This window comes from Idiomarina ramblicola (assembly GCF_003987255.1).
GTDB classification, from domain to species: domain Bacteria; phylum Pseudomonadota; class Gammaproteobacteria; order Enterobacterales; family Alteromonadaceae; genus Idiomarina; species Idiomarina ramblicola.
Window position 1 is genome coordinate 157,326 of sequence record NZ_PIQC01000008.1, and the last position, 18,157, is coordinate 175,482.

Here is an 18,157-nt window from a genome sequence, read left to right on the forward strand (position 1 = left end):
ATGACAGAGAGCGTGTTTTACCCTTCGCGTTTTATCGCGCGGTGGGCGATATCAGTGCGATAATAGGCCTGATTCCAGTTAACTTTATCGACCAGTTGGTAGGCTAGCTTTTGCGCTTCGGTAACGGTCTTTCCTAAGGCGGTACAGCATAAAACCCGGCCGCCGCTTGTAACCACGTTGCTATTATCCATTTTGGTACCAGCATGGAAGACTTTTTGGCTATCAAGCTCTTGCTCAGGTAGACCGGTAATCACATCACCTTTATTGTAACTTTCGGGGTACCCACCTGCAGCCATTACAACGCCGACCGCCGCCCGTTCGTCAAAGTCGATGGGTGCCTGATTGAGTTTGCCCTCAATGGCTTGTTGGCAAAGTTCTACGAGATCAGACTTCAGACGCATCATAATGGGTTGCGTTTCCGGGTCGCCAAAGCGGCAGTTATATTCCAGAACCTTTGCAGTGCCGTCTTCAGCAATCATTAAGCCGGCATACAAGAAACCTTTATAAGGTGCCCCTTCGGCAGCCATTCCGTCGACAGTGGGTTTGATCACGTGACGCATTACCCAGTCATGAATCTTCGGCGATACCACTGGTGCGGGAGAGTACGCACCCATACCGCCGGTGTTGGGCCCTTTATCGCCGTTGTCACGGGCTTTATGGTCCTGGCTTGATGCGAAAGGTATGGCATGTTCACCGTCAACCATAACGATAAAGGAGGCTTCCTCGCCGCGTAAAAACTCTTCAATAACCACTCGATGTCCGGCATCGCCGAAACGGTTACCGGCCAGCATATCATCAATGGCAGCGTCAGCCTGGTCCTGGGTTTCGGCAATAATCACGCCTTTTCCAGCGGCCAGCCCATCGGCCTTAATGACAATAGGAAGACCTTTTTTAGCGACATAAGCTTTAGCAGGTTCAACCTCGGTAAAATTTTGGTAGTCGGCGGTGGGAATGTTGTGACGTTGCAGAAAGTCTTTACTGAACGCTTTGGAGCCTTCTAACTGCGCTGCTTTAGCTGTAGGGCCAAAAGCAGCCAGTCCGGCTTCGTTAAAGCGATCAACAATACCGGCAACGAGTGGTGCTTCGGGGCCCACGATAGTCAGTTCAATAGCTTCGCTTTTAGCAAAGTTGAGCAGACTCTCAATGTCCTCAGCACCAATAGCAACATTTGTCAGGTTTGGCTCACGCTCTGTACCTGCATTACCGGGTGCAACATAAACGCAGTCAACTTGGTTTGATTGCGCTGCTTTCCACGCCAGAGCGTGTTCACGGCCTCCGCCGCCAACGACCAATACTTTCATAAGGTTAGCTTTGTCCTGTTAGTCTGTAACGGGTTTGCGAAATTTCAAAGTGAAACGATCGCTTTCACCAATAGCTTCATATTTTTCTTTATCTTCATCACCCAGAGTGAGAGTTGGCGGTAAAGTCCAGACGCCTTTTGGGTGATCCGCTGTATCTTTCGGGTTTGCGTTTACTTCGTTGCTGGCGACAAATTCAAAACCTGCCTGTTCAGCTAAATCTATGACCCAGCTTTCTTTTACATAGCCAGAATCTTTAAAGGCTTCAGCATCTTCTGATTCAGGTAAACGGTGGTCGACAATACCCAGCATGCCATCCGGCTTTAGTGTTTGGTAGAACTGGCGAAACGCTTCAATAACCCCTTCTTCACCCTCCTGCATGTACCAATTATGAAGGTTACGGAAAGTCAGTACACGATCAGCGCTTCGGGCTGGCGCTATGTCAGTATCTTGTCCGGGCACGAATTCGGTTAAAATAACGTTGCCATAAAGCGGGTTCGTTGTAAGTTTTTCTTTGAAGTTGTCCAGTGAACGCTGGTAATAATCACTACCGGAATCTTCCGGAAAGTGTGCAGCGTAGAGCTGCCCTTCATCAGCGAGGTAAGGTGCTAATATTTCAGTATACCAACCGCCACCTGGCCAAATTTCTACAACCGTCATTGTTGGCTCTAACTCAAAAAACTCCAGAGTTTCTTTAGGATTGCGGAATTCATCACGGGCAACATATTTATCTGTACGCGATTCATGGTCAACGGCCATTTGCAGCGAGTCTGCTTCGGGGGCTGGCGAACAGGCGCCAAGGGCGCTTGCTAGTGCAATGGCGGAAACAGAAGTTATTATTTTTTTCATGCTATCACCTGTAGAGTTGAGAACTAGCCTATAAGACTAGCCCCCAAACGTTACTGACGCAATGCTGTAGTTATTAGCAAATGCGCTTAGTGACGGAAATGTCTCATGCCGGTAAAGACCATTGCGATTCCGTGCTCATTGGCGGCTGCGATGATTTCCTCGTCGCGAATTGAGCCACCCGGCTGGATAATAGCAGTGATCCCGGCTTCGGCTGCTGCATCAATACCATCGCGGAACGGGAAGAAAGCATCTGACGCCATCACAGAACCCGGTACGCTAAGATTTTCGTCTGCCGCCTTAATACCCGCAATTTTGGCACTGTAAACCCGGCTCATCTGGCCTGCACCAACACCTATGGTCATACCGTCTTTGGCATAAACAATGGCATTCGACTTAACAAATTTAGCCACTTTCCAGCAGAACAATAAGTCGGTCATCTGTGCTTCGGTAGGCTGTTTTTCGGTGACGACTTTCAGGTCGTCCTGAATGAAGTCCTGGTTATCGGTGTCTTGCACTAATAAGCCGCCGTTGACGCGTTTATAATCCAGCTGTTCAACTGTGTCTGACCAGTCACCGCATTCCAGTAGGCGCACGTTCTTTTTGCCAGCAACAGCTGTTTTGGCGCTTTCACTGACACTAGGGGCGATAATCACTTCCACAAACTGACGTTCAACAATAGCGGTTGCCGTTGCTTCATCCAGTTCGCGGTTAAAAGCAATAATGCCACCAAATGCGGAGGTTGGGTCGGTTTTAAAGGCGCGGTTATAAGCGTCTGTTATCGATTCACCGATAGCAACGCCACAAGGGTTTGCATGCTTAACGATGACGCAGGCCGGTTCGTTAAAGCTCTTAACACACTCAAGCGCCGCGTCTGTGTCGGCAATATTGTTAAAGGACAACGCCTTGCCCTGAATTTGAGTGGCACTGGAAACCGTACCTTTTGGTGCATTGCGCTCAGTATAAAATGCCGCCGACTGATGCGAGTTTTCACCGTAGCGTAAGTCCTGTTTTTTCGACACCTGCAGGTTCAAAGTGCGGGCAAAGTCGTTTTCACTTAACTGCTTACCAAGGTAATTTGCAATCATGCCGTCGTACTGAGCGGTGTGTTCGAATGCTGCTACCGCTAAGTCAAAACGAGTGCTGTGACTGACTCCGCCCTGTTCTTTTAGTTCAGCAAGCACGCGTTGGTAGTCATTGGCATTGACAACAATGGTTACGTCTTTGTGGTTTTTAGCGGCTGCACGAACCATCGTCGGACCGCCAATGTCGATATTCTCAATAGCGTCCTCTAATGTACAACCTTCTTTGGCCACAGTTTCAGCAAAGGGGTACAGGTTAACCACGACCATATCGATAGGCGCAATATTCTGTTCTTGCATGACTGTCTGGTCTACATCCCGGCGGCCTAAAATACCGCCATGAACCTTAGGGTGCAGTGTTTTGACTCGTCCACCCATAATCTCTTCTTGGCCTGTATGCTCAGAAACGTCAATAACGGTTATGCCTGAATCGCGAAGTAGCTTGGCGGTGCCGCCTGTAGAGAGAATTTCGATGCCTTTGTTAGCCAGAGATTGAGCGAATTCAACAATACCAGTTTTATCAGAAACACTGATTAAAGCGCGTTGGATTGGACGGGTTTCCATTGTTTTGCCTTTCTATACTCAGTTAACTTACGGAGAGATTAATAAAAAAAAGGCGCCAAAAGGCGCCCGAAAATTCTTAGTTCATGCCGTATTTTTTCAGCTTTTTGCGTAAGGTGCCGCGGTTAATACCCAACATGGTGGCGGCGCGGGTCTGATTACCCCGGGTGTAAGTCATGACTTCTTCAAGTAGTGGAGCTTCAACTTCCGATAGTACCAATTCGTAAAGCTCTTCAGGATCCTGCCCATCAAGCTGACGCAAAAAACTGTGCAGCGCTTGTTTCACGGAATCACGCAGTGGTTTCGGCTGCGCGTTATTGCCTATAGTGGTCAGGGGAGACACGTTCTCACGACTCGGGTTTTGATCAAACATAATACGCTTATCTCTTCTCTACAGTGACAAAATAATCTTCAAGTGCCCTAAGTTGCTTACTGGCATCCTCAAGACGATTAAATGTTTGCCTGAACTCATCATTGCTGGCCTTTTCTTTTAAGTACCAACCAACGTGTTTTCTGGCAATTCTGACACCCTGATAACTGCCATAAAACGCATGCAGTTTACCAACGTGATGAATAACGGTTTCAGCCACTTCGTTCAATGACGGCGGGGCGAGTTCCTCTCCTGTTTCAAGAAAATGAGCGATTTCTCGAAACAGCCAGGGGTTACCCTGCGCGCCGCGACCTATCATAATGGCATCGGCTCCGGTGTAGTCTAAAACTTGCTTCGCCTGCAATGGGGTACGAATATCACCATTAGCAATAACTGGAATAGAAACGGCGTTCTTAATTGCCTTTATGGTGTCGTATTCAGCGCTTCCTTTGTACATGCAAGCACGCGTACGACCATGAATGGCAAGTGACTGAATACCACAGCGCTCTGCGAGCTGTGCTATATCAATACCGTTTTTATGTTCAATATCCCAGCCGGTTCTGGTTTTAAGTGTCACCGGAACATCAACAGCTGCAACCACAGCTGTCAGTATTTCTTTAACCAACTCGGGGTGCTGCATAAGCGCCGAGCCAGCCATTTTTTTATTCACCTTTTTCGCCGGGCAGCCCATATTAATATCAATAATTTGCGCGCCCATACTGACATTCACGCGCGCTGCTTCGGCCATTAAAGCAGGTTCCGAGCCTGCTATCTGCACAGCACGAATACCCAGCTCTCCCGAATGATCCATGCGTTGCCTGGATTTATCGGTCTGCCATACCTTCGGGTTACTGGACAGCATCTCTGATACTGTCAGCCCAGCCCCCGTGCTGTAACACAGCTGACGGAACGGCTGATCAGTAACTCCAGCCATGGGAGCTAATATGACCTGATTGTCGAGTTGATATGGACCAATCCGCATCGGTTAAAAACTACTCAGCGAAAGGGTGAGGAATTTTAGGGAATTTGCGCAATAAAGAAAAGGCTATTTATTACGCAATTTGAGTCTTTTTTTCATTTTTTACTATTGACAAGCGAACGCTTGTTAGCCAGTGCGCCGACCGCTGAGCATTGCCCAGTCGCCGTCTATAGTCGGGGTATCGAATTGAATATGCGGTTGGTAAGCTTCAATAACGCCTTCTATTTGCCGTTCCAGTATGCCGGATAAAACCAATTGTCCACCGGGAGCAACAAAGGCTAATATGACATCAGCGAGTTCACGCAATGGGCCTGCGAGCACATTAGCCAGTACCAAATCGACCTGAGTTTCTGGCTGTTGACTGGGAAGGTAAAGGCTAAAGTTATGGCCAACGTGGTTACGTTCAGCATTGTCTTTAGTCGCAATCAACGCTTGTTGGTCAATATCAATGCCAATGACGTGTTTAGCATCAAAGAGTAACGAGGCAATGCCTAATATTCCTGAGCCACAACCGAAATCCACAACTGCTTTCCCTTTGGGAGGGTTTGCATCTATCCAACGCAGACACATGGCAGTTGTTGGGTGGGTTCCGGTACCAAAAGCCATGCCGGGGTCCAGTAAGATATTCACTGCATCGGGCTCGGGAATCTCTCGCCAGCTGGGGCATATCCACAAGTTTTGGCCAAATCGAATGGGGTGAAAGTTATCCATCCACTCGCGTTCCCAGTCTTTATCTTCCAGCGCGTCGACTTTGTACTGCAAGTCGTGGTCGAAAATCTTAGACTTTTCCAGGTTACCAATAATGGCTTTGACATTGGTGTTGGCATCAAACAAGCCGGTGGCTAATGTGTGCTCCCACAATATAACGTCGCCGGGGCGGGGTTCAAAAATGGGCGTATCGGCGCCGTCACGGTAAGTTACCGCCTGAGCGCCGTTAGCCATGAGCATGTCACCCACTTGGGGTGCATGCTCTTCACTGCAAGAGAGAGTCAGTTGGATCCAGGGCATTAATTAATGCCCGCCTATACCAAGTTTCTTCTCAAGATAGTGGATATTGGTACCACCGTGCTGGAAGTTTTCATCTGCCATAATCGATTTCTGCAGAGGAACATTGGTTTTAATCTCTTCGATGATCAATTCGCTTAAGGCATTACGCATACGAGCAATAGCAATGTCGCGGTTTTCGCCGTAAGTAATCAACTTACCAATCATTGAGTCGTAGTTGGGTGGTACTTTGTAATCCGCATAAACGTGCGAGTCCCAACGAACACCGAAACCGCCCGGAGAATGGAAACGAGTAATGGTACCCGGAGAAGGGGTAAAGGTTTCAGGGTCTTCGGCGTTAATACGACATTCAATGGCATGGCCTCGAATGACAACATCTTCCTGACTGACCGAAAGCTGGCGACCGGCAGCAATGCGCAGTTGCTCTTTAATCAAATCAATACCGGTGACCATCTCGGTAACCGGGTGCTCAACCTGAATACGGGTGTTCATCTCTATGAAGTAGAATTCGCCATTTTCGTACAAGAATTCAAACGTACCGGCACCGCGGTAGCCTAGTTCGACACAGGCTTTGGCACAACGCTCACCAATAAATTTGCGCATTTCCGGAGTAATTCCCGGCGCAGGCGCTTCTTCCACAACTTTCTGGTGGCGACGCTGCATTGAACAGTCGCGTTCACCTAAATGAATGGCATTGCCTTGTCCATCGGCCAGAACCTGAATTTCCACATGACGAGGGTTTTCAAGGAACTTTTCCATATAGACAACAGGGTTACCGAAGGCTGCGCGAGCCTCGTTCTGAGTCATACTGATAGAGCTGAGCAACTCGCTCTCCCCGCGTACAACTCGCATGCCACGACCACCGCCGCCGCCTGCTGCTTTAATAATAATTGGGTAACCAATGCGCTTGGCAAGTTTCTTATTACGCTCATCGTCGTCATCCAGAGGGCCATCTGACCCCGGAACGCAAGGAACGCCGGTTTTTTTCATTGCCTTAATGGCTGACACTTTATCGCCCATAAGACGGATAAGGTCCGGAGTGGGTCCAACAAAAATGAAGCCGGATTGTTCAACTTGTTCAGCAAAGTCGGCGTTTTCTGCCAGAAAGCCGTAACCCGGGTGAATAGCTGCGGCATCGGTAATTTCAGCCGCGCTTATAATGCGTGGGATATTCAGGTAACTTTCGTTCGCTGGCGCTTTACCGATGCAAATGGCTTCGTCAGCAAGTAAAACGTGCTTCAGGTTTCTATCAACCGTTGAATGAACTGCGACTGTTTTAATGCCGAGCTCTTTACAGGCTCGCAATATGCGCAGTGCAATTTCGCCACGGTTGGCAATGACCACTTTATCTAACATGACAAATTCCTGTGGTTACTTTATTCGATGACAAACAGAGGCTGATCAAATTCAACCGGCTCTTCATTGTCTACTAAGATCTGTTTAACAACACCGGATTTGTCAGCTTCAATCTGGTTCATCATTTTCATGGCTTCAATAATGCACAATGTTTCGCCAGCATTGACACGAGAACCAACGGTAACAAAAGGTTTTGCATCCGGTGATGGCGACTCGTAGAAGGTTCCTACCATCGGAGAGCGAACCACATGACCGGTCACTTCTTCGCTGGCTGGTTCAGCAGACGCTGCAGGTTGAGTTGCTGGCGCAGCCTGTGGAGCTTGCTGAGGTGCTTGTTGAGGTTGTGGCGCATATTGCATGGGCGCAGGTTGCGCGCTGTAACGGTTAATTCGAACTGATTCTTCACCTTCGGTAATTTCCAGTTCGGCAACGCCAGATTCTTCAACAAGTTCTATCAGTTTCTTAATTTTTCGGATATCCATGCTAACGTCTACCTTTAGTTATCTGTGTTATTCAATATAGTTAATGCTGCTTGTAATGCGTATTCATAGCCACGGGCACCAAGCCCGCAGATAACGCCGTCAGCAACGTCCGCTAAATAAGAGTGATGGCGGAAGTTTTCACGACGATAAATATTAGAAAGGTGTACTTCAATAAAAGGGATTTTTACGGCGAGTAGCGCATCTCTTAACGCGATACTGGTGTGTGCGTAGGCTGCCGGATTAATCACAATATAATCTATAGAATCTTTGGCGGCTTGCTGAATGTAATCAATTAACTGGTGTTCTGCGTTTGACTGACGAAAATCAAGTGCCACGCTGTTTTGTTCAGCGAGAGCACTCAGTGAATCCGCGATGTCATCCAGACTTTGTTTGCCATAAAGTTCAGGCTCACGCTGCCCCAATAAGTTTAGGTTAGGGCCATTAAGCACTAATATTTTAAAACGTTCTGCCATTGTGCCGCCATCTGCTGTGAAGTTACGGTAATTATAAAAAGTGACCACAACTTTCAGTTTGGGTTCCTATAACAAGAGTATTATAGGGAAAAAAAGCTAAATTGCAGCACTTTACTGGTCTTATCAGCGCATTTAGACACAAGTTTACTCGGAAACTATCTTTTCCAGATGTTGTTTAAAGTCTTCAGCGTCCATAAAACCCGTCACTCGATATTCCGGGCGTTCGTTGCCTTTTGGATCAAAAAACAAAATTGTGGGTAAACCCAGCACGTTATAGCGACTAAGAATTTCGACATCTTGCGCGTTATTGCGGGTAACATCAGCCTGAATTAACTCAAACTGCTGAAACTGGGTTTGAACACCGGAATCGGAGAAGGTGTACTGTTCAAATTCTTTGCAGGCAACACACCAGTCAGCGTAGAGATCCAGCATGACCCAACCTTCGGCATCTGCTACATGTTGCTGTATGTCGCTAACCTTACTGACTGTAGTAAAAAGCCCGTGACTTTGTTGTTCTAACTGCGCTTTATTGACCTGCCAATAGCTTCCTGCGGTAGCCATAGTGGCTAATACAATGATGGCAATGACTTTAGGTGTAGTCCGGATAGACTGACTGATAGCCACGGCCAGCGATACGGCGGCGATAATGAAGTAGAAAATCCACAACCACATACTGATGCTGGTGGGGAGTAGACGCTCTACTAAAAATAGGGTGACAGCTAAGAGTAGCCAGCCGAAAAACTGTTTTACCACGACCATCCAGGCACCGGCTTTGGGCAGAAGTTTTCCTCCGCTCAACCCGAACAGTATTAACGGAACACCCATACCGAGGCTCAGTGCATAAAGAATTGCTGCACCATTAACAATATCACCCGATTGTGCGATAAAAAGTAAGGCGCCGGAGAGTGGTGCTGTGGTGCAGGGTGATGCAACTAAGCCTGAAATAGCTCCAATAATAAAAACACCAACAACATTTCCGCCACTTTGCTGACCACTTAAGCTTTGCAATTTCGATTGCCAACTCGTTGGCAGTTGCAATGTATAGGCTCCCAGCATACTAAGGGCAAAGAGTGCAAACAGAACCGCAAGAACAATGAGTAGCGCCGGGTGCTGAAAGTAGGCTTGATACTGCATCCCTGCCGAGGCGACAACCAGACCTAATAAAGAGTAGGTAATGGCCATACCCTGTACGTAAATGAAGGACAACCAAAGCGTGTTTTTCCAGGTGCGCTCTCGGTTGCCGAGCACAACGCCGGATAAAATGGGGTACATCGGAAACACACAGGGAGTAAAGGCCAAACCAATACCCAGAGCAAAAAAGAGCAGTAAAGTAATAACTAAATGCTGCTCGCCTATACCAAACAGGCTGTTATCTGTCGTTACCGGTTCGATAGGCACATCCGCGCTATCACTTTTTGTGGAGAGTTGAATTTGCTTTTCTGTTGGCGGGTAACAAAGCCCGGCGTCGGCACAACCCTGATACAGAATCGTAATGGTGTCACCGGAATACGACGGATTCAGAGTAAATGACCATTCAACGTAATCGCGATAAACAACGGATTCCCCGAAAAACTCGTCGGTATGCGATTCGCCTTGTGGCAGTTCCGGTGGCTCGGTGGCTGCATTAGCCGGTACAACTTGAAAACGGTGTTGGTACAAATAGTACTCTGGGGCTACGACCCAACTGACAGTCACTTGGTCGCCGTTAATCTCGCTGCTGAAGTCAAACGCCTGATCAACTGGCAAAAACTCGTTATTATTCTGAAACGGGTTAGATTGCGCACCCTGTACAGGCGTAGTAACTGCAAGTAGTAAGGTAAAAAATGCGAGATAGGTGATAAGTCGTTGTATCATTTAACCGAGTCCTGTACCCACTTCAGATAATCTGGTAAACCGTCTTCAATATTGATGCTTATTAATTCCGGCGAGTCATAAGGGTGAATAGCGCTAATGGCGCTTTTAATGTTTTCAAGGCGTTCCGCAGTTGATTTTATCAGCATGAGCCACTCTGGGTCTTCATGTATTTGTCCTTCCCACGAATAAACGGATGTCATATTAGGCACAATATTGACGCAAGCGACGAGTTTTTTCTCTACTAATGAATGAGCCAGCTGTTTTGCCGAGTCGTAACTGTCTGTGGTGCATAAAGTCAGTTGTATGGGAGTTGCCATAAAACCTCTTGAGAACGCGGATGAGTTTTGCAAATTAGCATAAAATTTTTTGTGCTTCCCCCTTGATAACAAAAATTCTTCCCCCATTTAATGTGCAAGATCATTTTCACACACCCCTTAGCGGGATTAACCACTAACAACAATAGGTTGAGGAGTTATCAACAATGAAACTTCGTCCTTTACACGATCGAGTCATTATCAAACGAACTGAAGTCGAAGCGAAATCGGCTGGCGGCATTGTTCTGACTGGTTCTGCGGCAGAAAAATCTACGCGCGGTGAAATCGTAGCAGTAGGCAAAGGCCGTATTCTGGATAACGGTGAAGTGCGCGCACTAGACGTAAAAGCTGGTGACAAAGTGCTGTTCAATGAAGGCTACGGTGTTAAAACCGAGAAAATTGACGGTGAAGAGTACTTGATTATGAGCGAAAGCGACATTCTGGCCGTTGAAGAATAAAACGTCAGAAACGCTTATTAGCACAACCGACTAAACGAATTTAAGAGGAAAGCAAAAATGGCAGCTAAAGAAGTCAAGTTTGGTAACACAGCACGTCAAAAAATGCTGAAAGGCGTTAACGTTCTTGCTGACTCAGTAAAAGTAACACTGGGTCCAAAAGGCCGTAACGTTGTATTAGATAAATCATTTGGCGCACCGGTTATCACTAAAGACGGTGTTTCTGTCGCGAAAGAAATCGAGCTGGAAGACAAGTTCGAGAATATGGGCGCGCAGATGGTAAAAGAAGTAGCGTCTAAGGCCAATGACGAAGCGGGTGACGGTACAACAACCGCGACCGTACTGGCACAAGCTATTGTGAATGAAGGCCTGAAGTCAGTAGCTGCGGGCATGAACCCAATGGATCTTAAGCGCGGTATCGACAAAGCCGTTATCGCTGCGGTTGAAGAGCTGAAGAAAATTTCTCAGCCTTGCGCTGACAGCAAAGCCATTGCTCAGGTAGCAACGATTTCTGCAAACGCGGATCACACCATTGGCGAAATTATTGCTCAGGCAATGGACAAAGTAGGTCAAGAAGGTGTTATCACGGTTGAAGAAGGTCAGGCGCTAACTGACGAGCTGGATGTGGTTGAAGGTATGCAGTTCGACCGTGGCTATTTGTCACCTTACTTCATCAACAACCAAGAAAGCGGTTCAGTTGAATTAGATAACCCATTCATTCTTCTGATTGATAAGAAAATCTCTAATATCCGCGAATTACTGCCGGTATTAGAAGGTGTTTCTAAAGCCGGTAAACCTCTGCTGATTATTGCTGAAGACGTTGAAGGCGAAGCGCTGGCAACTTTGGTTGTGAATAACATGCGCGGTATCGTGAAGGTTGCAGCAGTTAAAGCGCCAGGCTTCGGCGACCGTCGTAAAGCCATGTTGCAGGACATCGCAGTTCTGACTGGCGGTACAGTCGTTTCTGAAGAAATTGGCATGGAGCTGGAAAAAACTCAGCTTGAAGATTTAGGTACTGCGAAACGCGTTGTTATTACTAAAGACAACACCACGGTTGTTGACGGTAATGGCGATGATACCGCTATCGACGGTCGCGTTAACCAAATCAAGCAGCAAATGGAAGACACGACGTCTGACTACGACCGTGAAAAACTGCAAGAGCGTCTGGCCAAATTAGCCGGCGGTGTTGCGGTCATTAAAGTCGGCGCTGCTACTGAAATGGAAATGAAAGAGAAGAAAGCGCGCGTTGAAGATGCCTTGCATGCAACTCGTGCGGCCGTTGAAGAAGGTGTTGTGCCTGGTGGTGGTGTTGCCTTGATTCGCGCTGCGAGCAAATTGGGTGACCTACGCGGTGATAATGAAGATCAGAACGTTGGTATTCGCCTGGCCCTGCGCGCGATGGAAGCGCCTCTGCGTCAAATCGCGATGAACGCTGGCGCTGAAGGTTCAGTGGTTGCTAACAACGTGCGTGCTGGCGAAGGCAACTACGGTTACAACGCCGGTAACGACACTTACGGCGATATGCTGGAAATGGGTATTCTGGATCCAACTAAAGTGACTCGCTCAGCTCTTCAGTTTGCCGCTTCTGTTGGCGCACTGATGATCACCACTGAAGCGATGATTGCTGACATTCCACAGGATGACAACGCAGGCGGTATGCCTGGCGGTGACATGGGTGGAATGGGCGGTATGGGCGGCATGATGTGATGCGCTCAAGCACCGTTTAATGAAGGGAGCCTACATGGCTCCCTTTTTTTATGGAATTTTTTCAGAAAATAGTGCTCTAAGTACCAGGATGGTGTCCTTGGCAATTGTATGGGAGGAAAATTAGCATGCGTGTTCAAGGTATAGTAGGAACGGTTTTATTGGCTTTTAGTTTTTCGGCATTAGCCGGAACGGCTGAAGTTTCCTGGAAAGATGTTGATAGTTATACCGATATTCGTCCGGCCGATGGCTTTAGGGATCGCTATGAGCAAAAGGTGATGGATCAGCTCACTGAACACTTTCAAAGCTTAATGACAAAGCTTCCGGAAGATCGGAAGTTGGAAGTTACCGTAACCGATGTCGATTTAACGGGTCGTCTCGAACCTACATTTGGACGTTCAAGTTCAAATTATGTGCGTATTGTTCGTGAAATTGACTTTCCGAGAATGGCGTTCGACTATCGATTAGTTAACAACTCCGGAGAAGTGCTAAGGGAAGGCCAGGCCAATGTGAAAAACATGAGGTTTAACTACGACGGCCTGGCATCACGAGTGCGCCGGAACGATTTGTACTTTGAAGAAGAAATGTTGACTCGTTGGTTCGAGGATACAATCGTTAACCAGCCTGACGAATAACCTTAAGGCGAGCAAGGGTTTCAGTCATTAATTGTAATTGCTGTACCAGCAACTGTAACTGTTGTTCGTCTTCTTTATCGTGCTGCCACTTTTCAAAATTGGCAGCAATTTCATTTAGGTACGGCTGAAAGCGGTTGCCTGTGCTTTCAAATACGGTCTGCTCTGCGAAAATGCCCTGGAATTTAGCTTTACCTTGTTGACGTAAATCATCAAGGTATTGGTCGGCATCAATCACTTGGCGGTACAATTGTTGAAGGTGCTCTTGTAGCTTATTTTCTACAGTTTCCAGGTTGTCGCTCATAATTTGTCCTTTGTTAATGTATTCGTGCCGTCCGGCATGATAGCCGTTTTACTAAGCTCCCCGGCTTGTTCTCTGACAAGGCGCGGAACCAGAAATCCGGGTAACTCATGTGTCATCTGTTGCCATAAGCTTTGTGCTTTTTCATCACTGACTGCAAAGTGACTGGCACCTTCTACTTTATCCAGTTGGTGTAAGTAGTAAGGCAAAACGTGCGCACTAAACAAGGTTTCGCTGAGTTCAGTAAGCGCCGCAATACTGTCATTAACACCGCGTAATAAGACACTCTGATTCAGCAAGTGAATACCCGCGCGATGCCAGTCGGATAGAGTCTCCGCTAATTCCAGCGACATTTCATTCGCGTGATTTGCGTGAATAACCAAAATGCTTTGCAAGCGTGTGTCGCTCAGCATGGTCTTAAGCTCTGCAGTCAGGCGGGAGGGTATCACGACTGGCAACCGGCTATGAATACGTAAACGAGTGAGTTGTGGTAATAATTCAAATTCTTTTATCAGAGCATTAAGGCGATTATCGCTTTCCATTAAAGGGTCGCCACCGCTGAGAATCACTTCGTTAATTTCCGGATTCTGCTTAATGTAGTTGAGTGTGTCAGTGAGTTGACGTTTGCTGAAGGTCAGTTCGTCGTAGGGAAAGTGGCGACGGAAGCAATAGCGACAGTTCACCGCACAACCACCTTTCAGAATCAGTAATACGCGACTTTTATACTTATGTAAGAGTCCGTTGACGGGTCCCTTCTGCTCTTGCAAGGGATCAGCGCTATAACCTGGAGCCGAATCGAACTCGTTATGCAGAGGAAGCACTTGTCGTAACAATGGGTCGTTGCTGTCCCCAGCCTGCATCTGTGCGACAAAAGGCCTGGGAACCCGCATGGAGAAGAGCTTTCGCGCCGCTATATCAGCGGAAAATAATGAGGGATCAAGGTTAAGTGCGCGAAGCATATCCTCTGGCCGGGTGTAGGCTTGTTTTAGCTCGAACTGCCAGTCCGGACGCTTATTTACAGTAATAGAATACGCTGACTCGGACACTAGGCCTCCGTGACTGCTGCAAATACTCTATATTTTACCTGAAAAAAGTCGCTATTTGTTTTATTATTGCGCGCAAATGATCAGGCATTTATAAAGGAAAGTTTCGTTATGGCGAATTATAGTACGAGTGAATTCAAAGGCGGTTTAAAAATCATGCAGGACGGAGAGCCATGCTCGATCGTTGAAAATGAAATGGTCAAGCCGGGTAAAGGGCAGGCTTTTAACCGCGTTAAAATCCGCAAGCTAATCAGCGGTAAAGTCGTTGAAAAAACCTTTAAGTCCGGCGAGTCTGTTGAAGGTGCAGACGTTATAGAGCTTGAACTTTCCTATCTGTATAACGATGGTGAGTTTTGGCATTTTATGAACAATGAAACCTTTGAACAGGTTCCTGCCGATGAGAAAGCGGTAGGCGATGCTGAGAAGTGGTTGGTGGAGCAGGATGTTTGTACCCTGACTCTTTGGGAAGGGAAGCCAATTAATGTTCAGCCACCCAACTTCGTTGAGCTGGAAATTACCGAAACGGATCCAGGGCTAAAAGGTGATACAGCCGGTACTGGCGGTAAACCAGCGACATTGAGTACAGGTGCAGTTGTTCGTGTGCCGTTGTTTGTGCAAATTGGCGAAGTAATCAAAGTGGACACTCGTTCAGGCGAGTATGTTTCACGGGTTCAAAAGTAACTTGGTATGACGACCGACTGGCGACCAACAGCAGATTGGTCAGTGCTTGTAAAACGCGCTGAATTATTGCGACAGGTTCGCCAGTTTTTTTATGAAAGACAAGTAATGGAAGTCGATACGCATTTGTTGTCCCAGTTTGGGGTAACCGATTGCCACTTGAGTAATCTGACCACCGAATTTAAATACCCGCTACCTTCTGCAAATGAAAAGCTCTATCTGCAAACCTCTCCAGAGTACGCAATGAAACGCATTCTTGCTGCTTATAAGCACGACATTTTTCAGCTTAGCCATGTGGTTCGTGACGATGAAGTCGGGCGCTTTCATAACCCCGAGTTCACTCTACTTGAGTGGTATCGAGTGGGTTATAATGATAATCAATTAATCGCTGAGGTTGCAGAGTTAATAACCGAGCTAAGTGATGCGCCTGGGACTAAAGTCATTACTTACCAGCACGCTTTTATTGAATACCTGGGCGAGGACCCTTTGACAGCTTCTGGTGTTGAGAGCATCAGACAGCGGCTTATTGAGCAACCCGCACTATCGGATTGGATGTCGAGGGAAACCGACGAGGACACAATACTTCAAGTGGCTTTTTCTGAATTTATTGAAAAGCGGTTTCCGGTTGAAGTACCGGTTTGTGTCACTGAGTTTCCACAGTCTCAGGCGGCGCTGGCTAAAATCGACAAACGTGATCCGCGTGTCGCTCGACGATTCGAATTCTATTATCAAGGAGTCGAGCTGGCAAATGGCTATAACGAACTCTCAGATCCCGCAGAGCAACGCGTTCGCTTTGAAAAAGATAATGAATGGCGAAAAAAGAATGGACTAGCGGCCCAACCTGAAGACACTCGTTTGCTTGCTGCTTTGGAGTCTGGCTTACCGGAGTGTTCTGGTGTAGCCCTTGGTTTTGACCGATTGCTGATGGTTATTTGTGGAGCAAAAACAATAACCGACGTTTTACCTTTCTCTATTGATACCGCTTAACCTCCCGCTGGTTAACAACAATTTTTCGTGATCTCCCTTGGTTATTTCTTCCGTATGTTATAATATAACAAACATAGTTTACGAAGAAGGTATTGCCCAGTATGTCAGCAGGAACATCCAAAAACTTGGATAAAGCAGGAATCTGGATCACAACATTGTGTGCGATTCACTGCCTACTGCTGCCTGTCATTCTGCCTTTGCTGGCAATGGCGGGCCTTGCCTTTATCGGTGAAGACGCATTAGAGAATACGATTTTAGGACTGAGTGTTGTTGTTGGGCTTTGGTCTTTGATTGGTGGTGCACGCAAGCATGGTAAATGGCACCTGTTGTCATTACTGCTTTTAGGTGCCGTTATTTATTCTCAACGGGATATTCTTGGCCATTGGGGTGAACCCATTATTATCCTCTTCGGTGCCGGGCTGATTATTTACGCGCATGTATCAAATCTGCGCTTAAACCGTAAACTCACTTTTTCTACTATCGCCGAAGAGCCAGCCCAAAACTAATTTTGCTTTTCCAGAACCACGCCTGTTTCAATGTGATCGGTATAGGGAAATTGATCAAACATGGCAGCCGCAGTGACCTTATGAGTACTTGATATTGCTTCGATATTTTCTGTTAGGGTTGTTGGATTGCAGGAAATATAAATGATCCTCTGGTACTGAGAAACCAACTTCAAGGTATCTTTATCTAAACCCGCTCTGGGCGGATCGACCAATACGGTTTTACAATCAAAACTGTGAATGTCGGCATTAGCCGCTCGCTTTGATTCAAGCTCACCACTTAAAGCCGCGCTAAACTCTTCAGCTGACATCCGCACAACAGTGACATTGGTAATACCGTTCAATGCTGCGTTTTCGCGAGCCGCCGCAACAGAGCTTTTGCTAATTTCAGTCGCTAATACTCGGTTAAAATTTTCTGCCAGAGGCAAGGTAAAGTTGCCGTTACCGCAGTAAAGCTCTAATAAATCATGTGAATTGTTACCAGCGTAGCGCTTAGCCCAACTGATCATTTTCTGGTTGATGATAGCGTTTGGCTGAGTGAAGCTGTTCTCGGTTTGCAGGGACAGGTAGCTTTTCCCGTCGACCTTAACTTCTTCGGTGACACTTTCTTTATATAATACGCGTTTTTGCTTACGCGCTCTTCCTATTACCTCAACTTTAGCAAAAGCGTCTAGAGATTCGCGAAGTGTAACGGCTTCCTTTTCCCACTCGTCATCTAAAGGTCGGTGGTAAAGCAGAGAAATAATGGCTTCCCCTGTGGTGGTGGTCAGGAAATCGACCTGAAACAGTTTGCGGCGTAAAATATCGTTAGGCTTTAATAAGGTCATGAGTTCCTGCATTAATTGATTAATCAGCAGGCTCCCCGGCATGAATTCATCCATGCGGATTTTCTCACGCGTCTCTGGGTTAAACATAATGTAATACAAGTCATTGCCTTCGTGCCAAACCCGAAACTCCGCACGCATTCGGTAGTGGCTGGCCGGTGACTCAAAGACTTCTACCTCATTAATGTCGAAAGGACGAAACATCTGCCTTACTCTGTCCGCTTTCTGTGCGAGTTGTTTTGGGTATTCAGATGTGTCGATTCGTTTGTAAGTCATTATGAGGTTACGCCATATTTGCTAATAATTAGTCAGGGCTCTATTTTACGCATCAACGGATTAATGTGCCAATGCCCTTTATTTATGTTGGATTTGATCACATTTGCCGAAACTTTACGCAGTCAGCAAAAAAA

At 47.0% G+C, this 18,157-nt stretch carries 20 protein-coding genes; 6 read left to right on the forward strand and 14 right to left on the reverse strand.

All coding sequences use genetic code 11. From position 1 onward, the window contains the following. Positions 1-17: 17 nt before the first annotated feature. From purD to cutA, 11 genes are all read right to left on the reverse strand, one after another. Positions 18-1,301, reverse strand: a complete 1,284-nt coding sequence (gene purD, locus CWI78_RS11320; protein ID WP_126782917.1) for a phosphoribosylamine--glycine ligase — start codon at positions 1,299-1,301, stop codon at positions 18-20. Between the two features lie 18 nt (positions 1,302-1,319). After that, positions 1,320-2,147 (reverse strand): class I SAM-dependent methyltransferase, encoded by an 828-nt coding sequence (locus tag CWI78_RS11325; RefSeq protein WP_126782918.1) that lies wholly within the window; start codon positions 2,145-2,147, stop codon positions 1,320-1,322. Between the two features lie 86 nt (positions 2,148-2,233). Next, a complete protein-coding gene (purH, locus tag CWI78_RS11330) occupies positions 2,234-3,790 on the reverse strand; it encodes a bifunctional phosphoribosylaminoimidazolecarboxamide formyltransferase/IMP cyclohydrolase (protein ID WP_126782919.1) in 1,557 nt (518 codons plus the stop codon). Positions 3,791-3,866: 76 nt separating this feature from the next. Next, positions 3,867-4,160, reverse strand: coding sequence for a DNA-binding transcriptional regulator Fis (gene fis / locus CWI78_RS11335; protein WP_126782920.1), 294 nt, complete (start codon positions 4,158-4,160; stop codon positions 3,867-3,869). Between the two features lie 7 nt (positions 4,161-4,167). Next, positions 4,168-5,139, reverse strand: a complete 972-nt coding sequence (gene dusB, locus CWI78_RS11340) for a tRNA dihydrouridine synthase DusB (protein ID WP_126782921.1) — start codon at positions 5,137-5,139, stop codon at positions 4,168-4,170. Positions 5,140-5,262: 123 nt separating this feature from the next. Further along, entirely contained in the window at positions 5,263-6,144 is an 882-nt protein-coding gene (gene prmA, locus CWI78_RS11345; RefSeq protein ID WP_126782922.1) for a 50S ribosomal protein L11 methyltransferase, read from the reverse strand. 3 nt (positions 6,145-6,147) lie between these two features. Next, positions 6,148-7,497: an acetyl-CoA carboxylase biotin carboxylase subunit gene (gene accC, locus CWI78_RS11350; RefSeq protein WP_126782923.1), complete on the reverse strand. Its 1,350-nt coding sequence runs from the start codon at positions 7,495-7,497 to the stop codon at positions 6,148-6,150. Between the two features lie 20 nt (positions 7,498-7,517). Beyond that, positions 7,518-7,979, reverse strand: coding sequence for an acetyl-CoA carboxylase biotin carboxyl carrier protein (gene accB / locus CWI78_RS11355; RefSeq protein ID WP_126782924.1), 462 nt, complete (start codon positions 7,977-7,979; stop codon positions 7,518-7,520). Between the two features lie 14 nt (positions 7,980-7,993). Next, positions 7,994-8,452, reverse strand: a complete 459-nt coding sequence (gene aroQ / locus CWI78_RS11360) for a type II 3-dehydroquinate dehydratase (protein WP_126782925.1) — start codon at positions 8,450-8,452, stop codon at positions 7,994-7,996. Positions 8,453-8,596: 144 nt separating this feature from the next. Further along, entirely contained in the window at positions 8,597-10,306 is a 1,710-nt protein-coding gene (locus tag CWI78_RS11365) for a protein-disulfide reductase DsbD (protein WP_126782926.1), read from the reverse strand. After that, positions 10,303-10,623 (reverse strand): divalent-cation tolerance protein CutA, encoded by a 321-nt coding sequence (cutA, locus tag CWI78_RS11370; protein WP_126782927.1) that lies wholly within the window; start codon positions 10,621-10,623, stop codon positions 10,303-10,305. The genes CWI78_RS11365 and cutA overlap by 4 nt, the downstream gene beginning before the upstream one ends. A gap of 164 nt (positions 10,624-10,787) precedes the next feature. On the opposite strand from cutA, the gene CWI78_RS11375 reads away from it, so the two are divergent. The 3 genes from CWI78_RS11375 (at position 10,788) to CWI78_RS11385 (ending at position 13,414) form a co-directional block, all read left to right on the forward strand. Then, complete coding sequence (locus tag CWI78_RS11375) at positions 10,788-11,078, forward strand: co-chaperone GroES (protein ID WP_011235507.1); 291 nt, start codon at positions 10,788-10,790, stop codon at positions 11,076-11,078. A gap of 57 nt (positions 11,079-11,135) precedes the next feature. Further along, positions 11,136-12,782 carry a chaperonin GroEL gene (gene groL, locus CWI78_RS11380; protein ID WP_126782928.1) on the forward strand — a complete coding sequence of 549 codons (1,647 nt, stop codon included), beginning with the start codon at positions 11,136-11,138 and terminating at the stop codon, positions 12,780-12,782. 125 nt (positions 12,783-12,907) lie between these two features. After that, a complete protein-coding gene (locus CWI78_RS11385; RefSeq protein WP_126782929.1) occupies positions 12,908-13,414 on the forward strand; it encodes a DUF3016 domain-containing protein in 507 nt (168 codons plus the stop codon). Here the strand turns inward: CWI78_RS11385 and CWI78_RS11390 are convergent. Together CWI78_RS11390 and epmB are read right to left on the reverse strand one after the other, a co-directional pair. Beyond that, the gene (locus CWI78_RS11390; protein ID WP_126782930.1) at positions 13,395-13,715 is read right to left on the reverse strand and encodes a primosomal replication protein; all 321 of its coding nucleotides are present in this window, start codon (positions 13,713-13,715) and stop codon (positions 13,395-13,397) included. The genes CWI78_RS11385 and CWI78_RS11390 overlap by 20 nt on opposite strands. After that, a complete protein-coding gene (gene epmB, locus CWI78_RS11395) occupies positions 13,712-14,758 on the reverse strand; it encodes an EF-P beta-lysylation protein EpmB (RefSeq protein ID WP_126782931.1) in 1,047 nt (348 codons plus the stop codon). Before epmB ends, CWI78_RS11390 begins: the two co-directional genes overlap by 4 nt. Before the next feature lie 108 nt (positions 14,759-14,866). On the opposite strand from epmB, the gene efp reads away from it, so the two are divergent. From efp to CWI78_RS11410, 3 genes are all read left to right on the forward strand, one after another. Continuing rightward, positions 14,867-15,436, forward strand: a complete 570-nt coding sequence (gene efp, locus CWI78_RS11400) for an elongation factor P (protein WP_126782932.1) — start codon at positions 14,867-14,869, stop codon at positions 15,434-15,436. Between the two features lie 6 nt (positions 15,437-15,442). Next, a complete protein-coding gene (gene epmA / locus CWI78_RS11405; protein WP_126782933.1) occupies positions 15,443-16,420 on the forward strand; it encodes an elongation factor P--(R)-beta-lysine ligase in 978 nt (325 codons plus the stop codon). Positions 16,421-16,521: 101 nt separating this feature from the next. Continuing rightward, complete coding sequence (locus tag CWI78_RS11410; protein WP_126782934.1) at positions 16,522-16,926, forward strand: MerC domain-containing protein; 405 nt, start codon at positions 16,522-16,524, stop codon at positions 16,924-16,926. Here CWI78_RS11410 and trmA read toward each other — a convergent pair. Beyond that, positions 16,923-18,023 carry a tRNA (uridine(54)-C5)-methyltransferase TrmA gene (gene trmA, locus CWI78_RS11415; RefSeq protein ID WP_126782935.1) on the reverse strand — a complete coding sequence of 367 codons (1,101 nt, stop codon included), beginning with the start codon at positions 18,021-18,023 and terminating at the stop codon, positions 16,923-16,925. The two genes, CWI78_RS11410 and trmA, sit on opposite strands and share 4 nt — an antisense overlap. Positions 18,024-18,157 lie beyond the last annotated feature (134 nt).

Coding starts and splice junctions, on each gene's coding strand:
- purD (WP_126782917.1), bottom strand. CDS start 1,301: ATGAAAGTATTGGTCGTTGGCGGCGGAGGCCGTGAACACGCTCTGGCG.
- CWI78_RS11325 (WP_126782918.1), bottom strand. CDS start 2,147: ATGAAAAAAATAATAACTTCTGTTTCCGCCATTGCACTAGCAAGCGCC.
- purH (WP_126782919.1), bottom strand. CDS start 3,790: ATGGAAACCCGTCCAATCCAACGCGCTTTAATCAGTGTTTCTGATAAA.
- fis (WP_126782920.1), bottom strand. CDS start 4,160: ATGTTTGATCAAAACCCGAGTCGTGAGAACGTGTCTCCCCTGACCACT.
- dusB (WP_126782921.1), bottom strand. CDS start 5,139: ATGCGGATTGGTCCATATCAACTCGACAATCAGGTCATATTAGCTCCC.
- prmA (WP_126782922.1), bottom strand. CDS start 6,144: ATGCCCTGGATCCAACTGACTCTCTCTTGCAGTGAAGAGCATGCACCC.
- accC (WP_126782923.1), bottom strand. CDS start 7,497: ATGTTAGATAAAGTGGTCATTGCCAACCGTGGCGAAATTGCACTGCGC.
- accB (WP_126782924.1), bottom strand. CDS start 7,979: ATGGATATCCGAAAAATTAAGAAACTGATAGAACTTGTTGAAGAATCT.
- aroQ (WP_126782925.1), bottom strand. CDS start 8,452: ATGGCAGAACGTTTTAAAATATTAGTGCTTAATGGCCCTAACCTAAAC.
- CWI78_RS11365 (WP_126782926.1), bottom strand. CDS start 10,306: ATGATACAACGACTTATCACCTATCTCGCATTTTTTACCTTACTACTT.
- cutA (WP_126782927.1), bottom strand. CDS start 10,623: ATGGCAACTCCCATACAACTGACTTTATGCACCACAGACAGTTACGAC.
- CWI78_RS11375 (WP_011235507.1), top strand. CDS start 10,788: ATGAAACTTCGTCCTTTACACGATCGAGTCATTATCAAACGAACTGAA.
- groL (WP_126782928.1), top strand. CDS start 11,136: ATGGCAGCTAAAGAAGTCAAGTTTGGTAACACAGCACGTCAAAAAATG.
- CWI78_RS11385 (WP_126782929.1), top strand. CDS start 12,908: ATGCGTGTTCAAGGTATAGTAGGAACGGTTTTATTGGCTTTTAGTTTT.
- CWI78_RS11390 (WP_126782930.1), bottom strand. CDS start 13,715: ATGAGCGACAACCTGGAAACTGTAGAAAATAAGCTACAAGAGCACCTT.
- efp (WP_126782932.1), top strand. CDS start 14,867: ATGGCGAATTATAGTACGAGTGAATTCAAAGGCGGTTTAAAAATCATG.
- epmA (WP_126782933.1), top strand. CDS start 15,443: ATGACGACCGACTGGCGACCAACAGCAGATTGGTCAGTGCTTGTAAAA.
- CWI78_RS11410 (WP_126782934.1), top strand. CDS start 16,522: ATGTCAGCAGGAACATCCAAAAACTTGGATAAAGCAGGAATCTGGATC.
- trmA (WP_126782935.1), bottom strand. CDS start 18,023: ATGACTTACAAACGAATCGACACATCTGAATACCCAAAACAACTCGCA.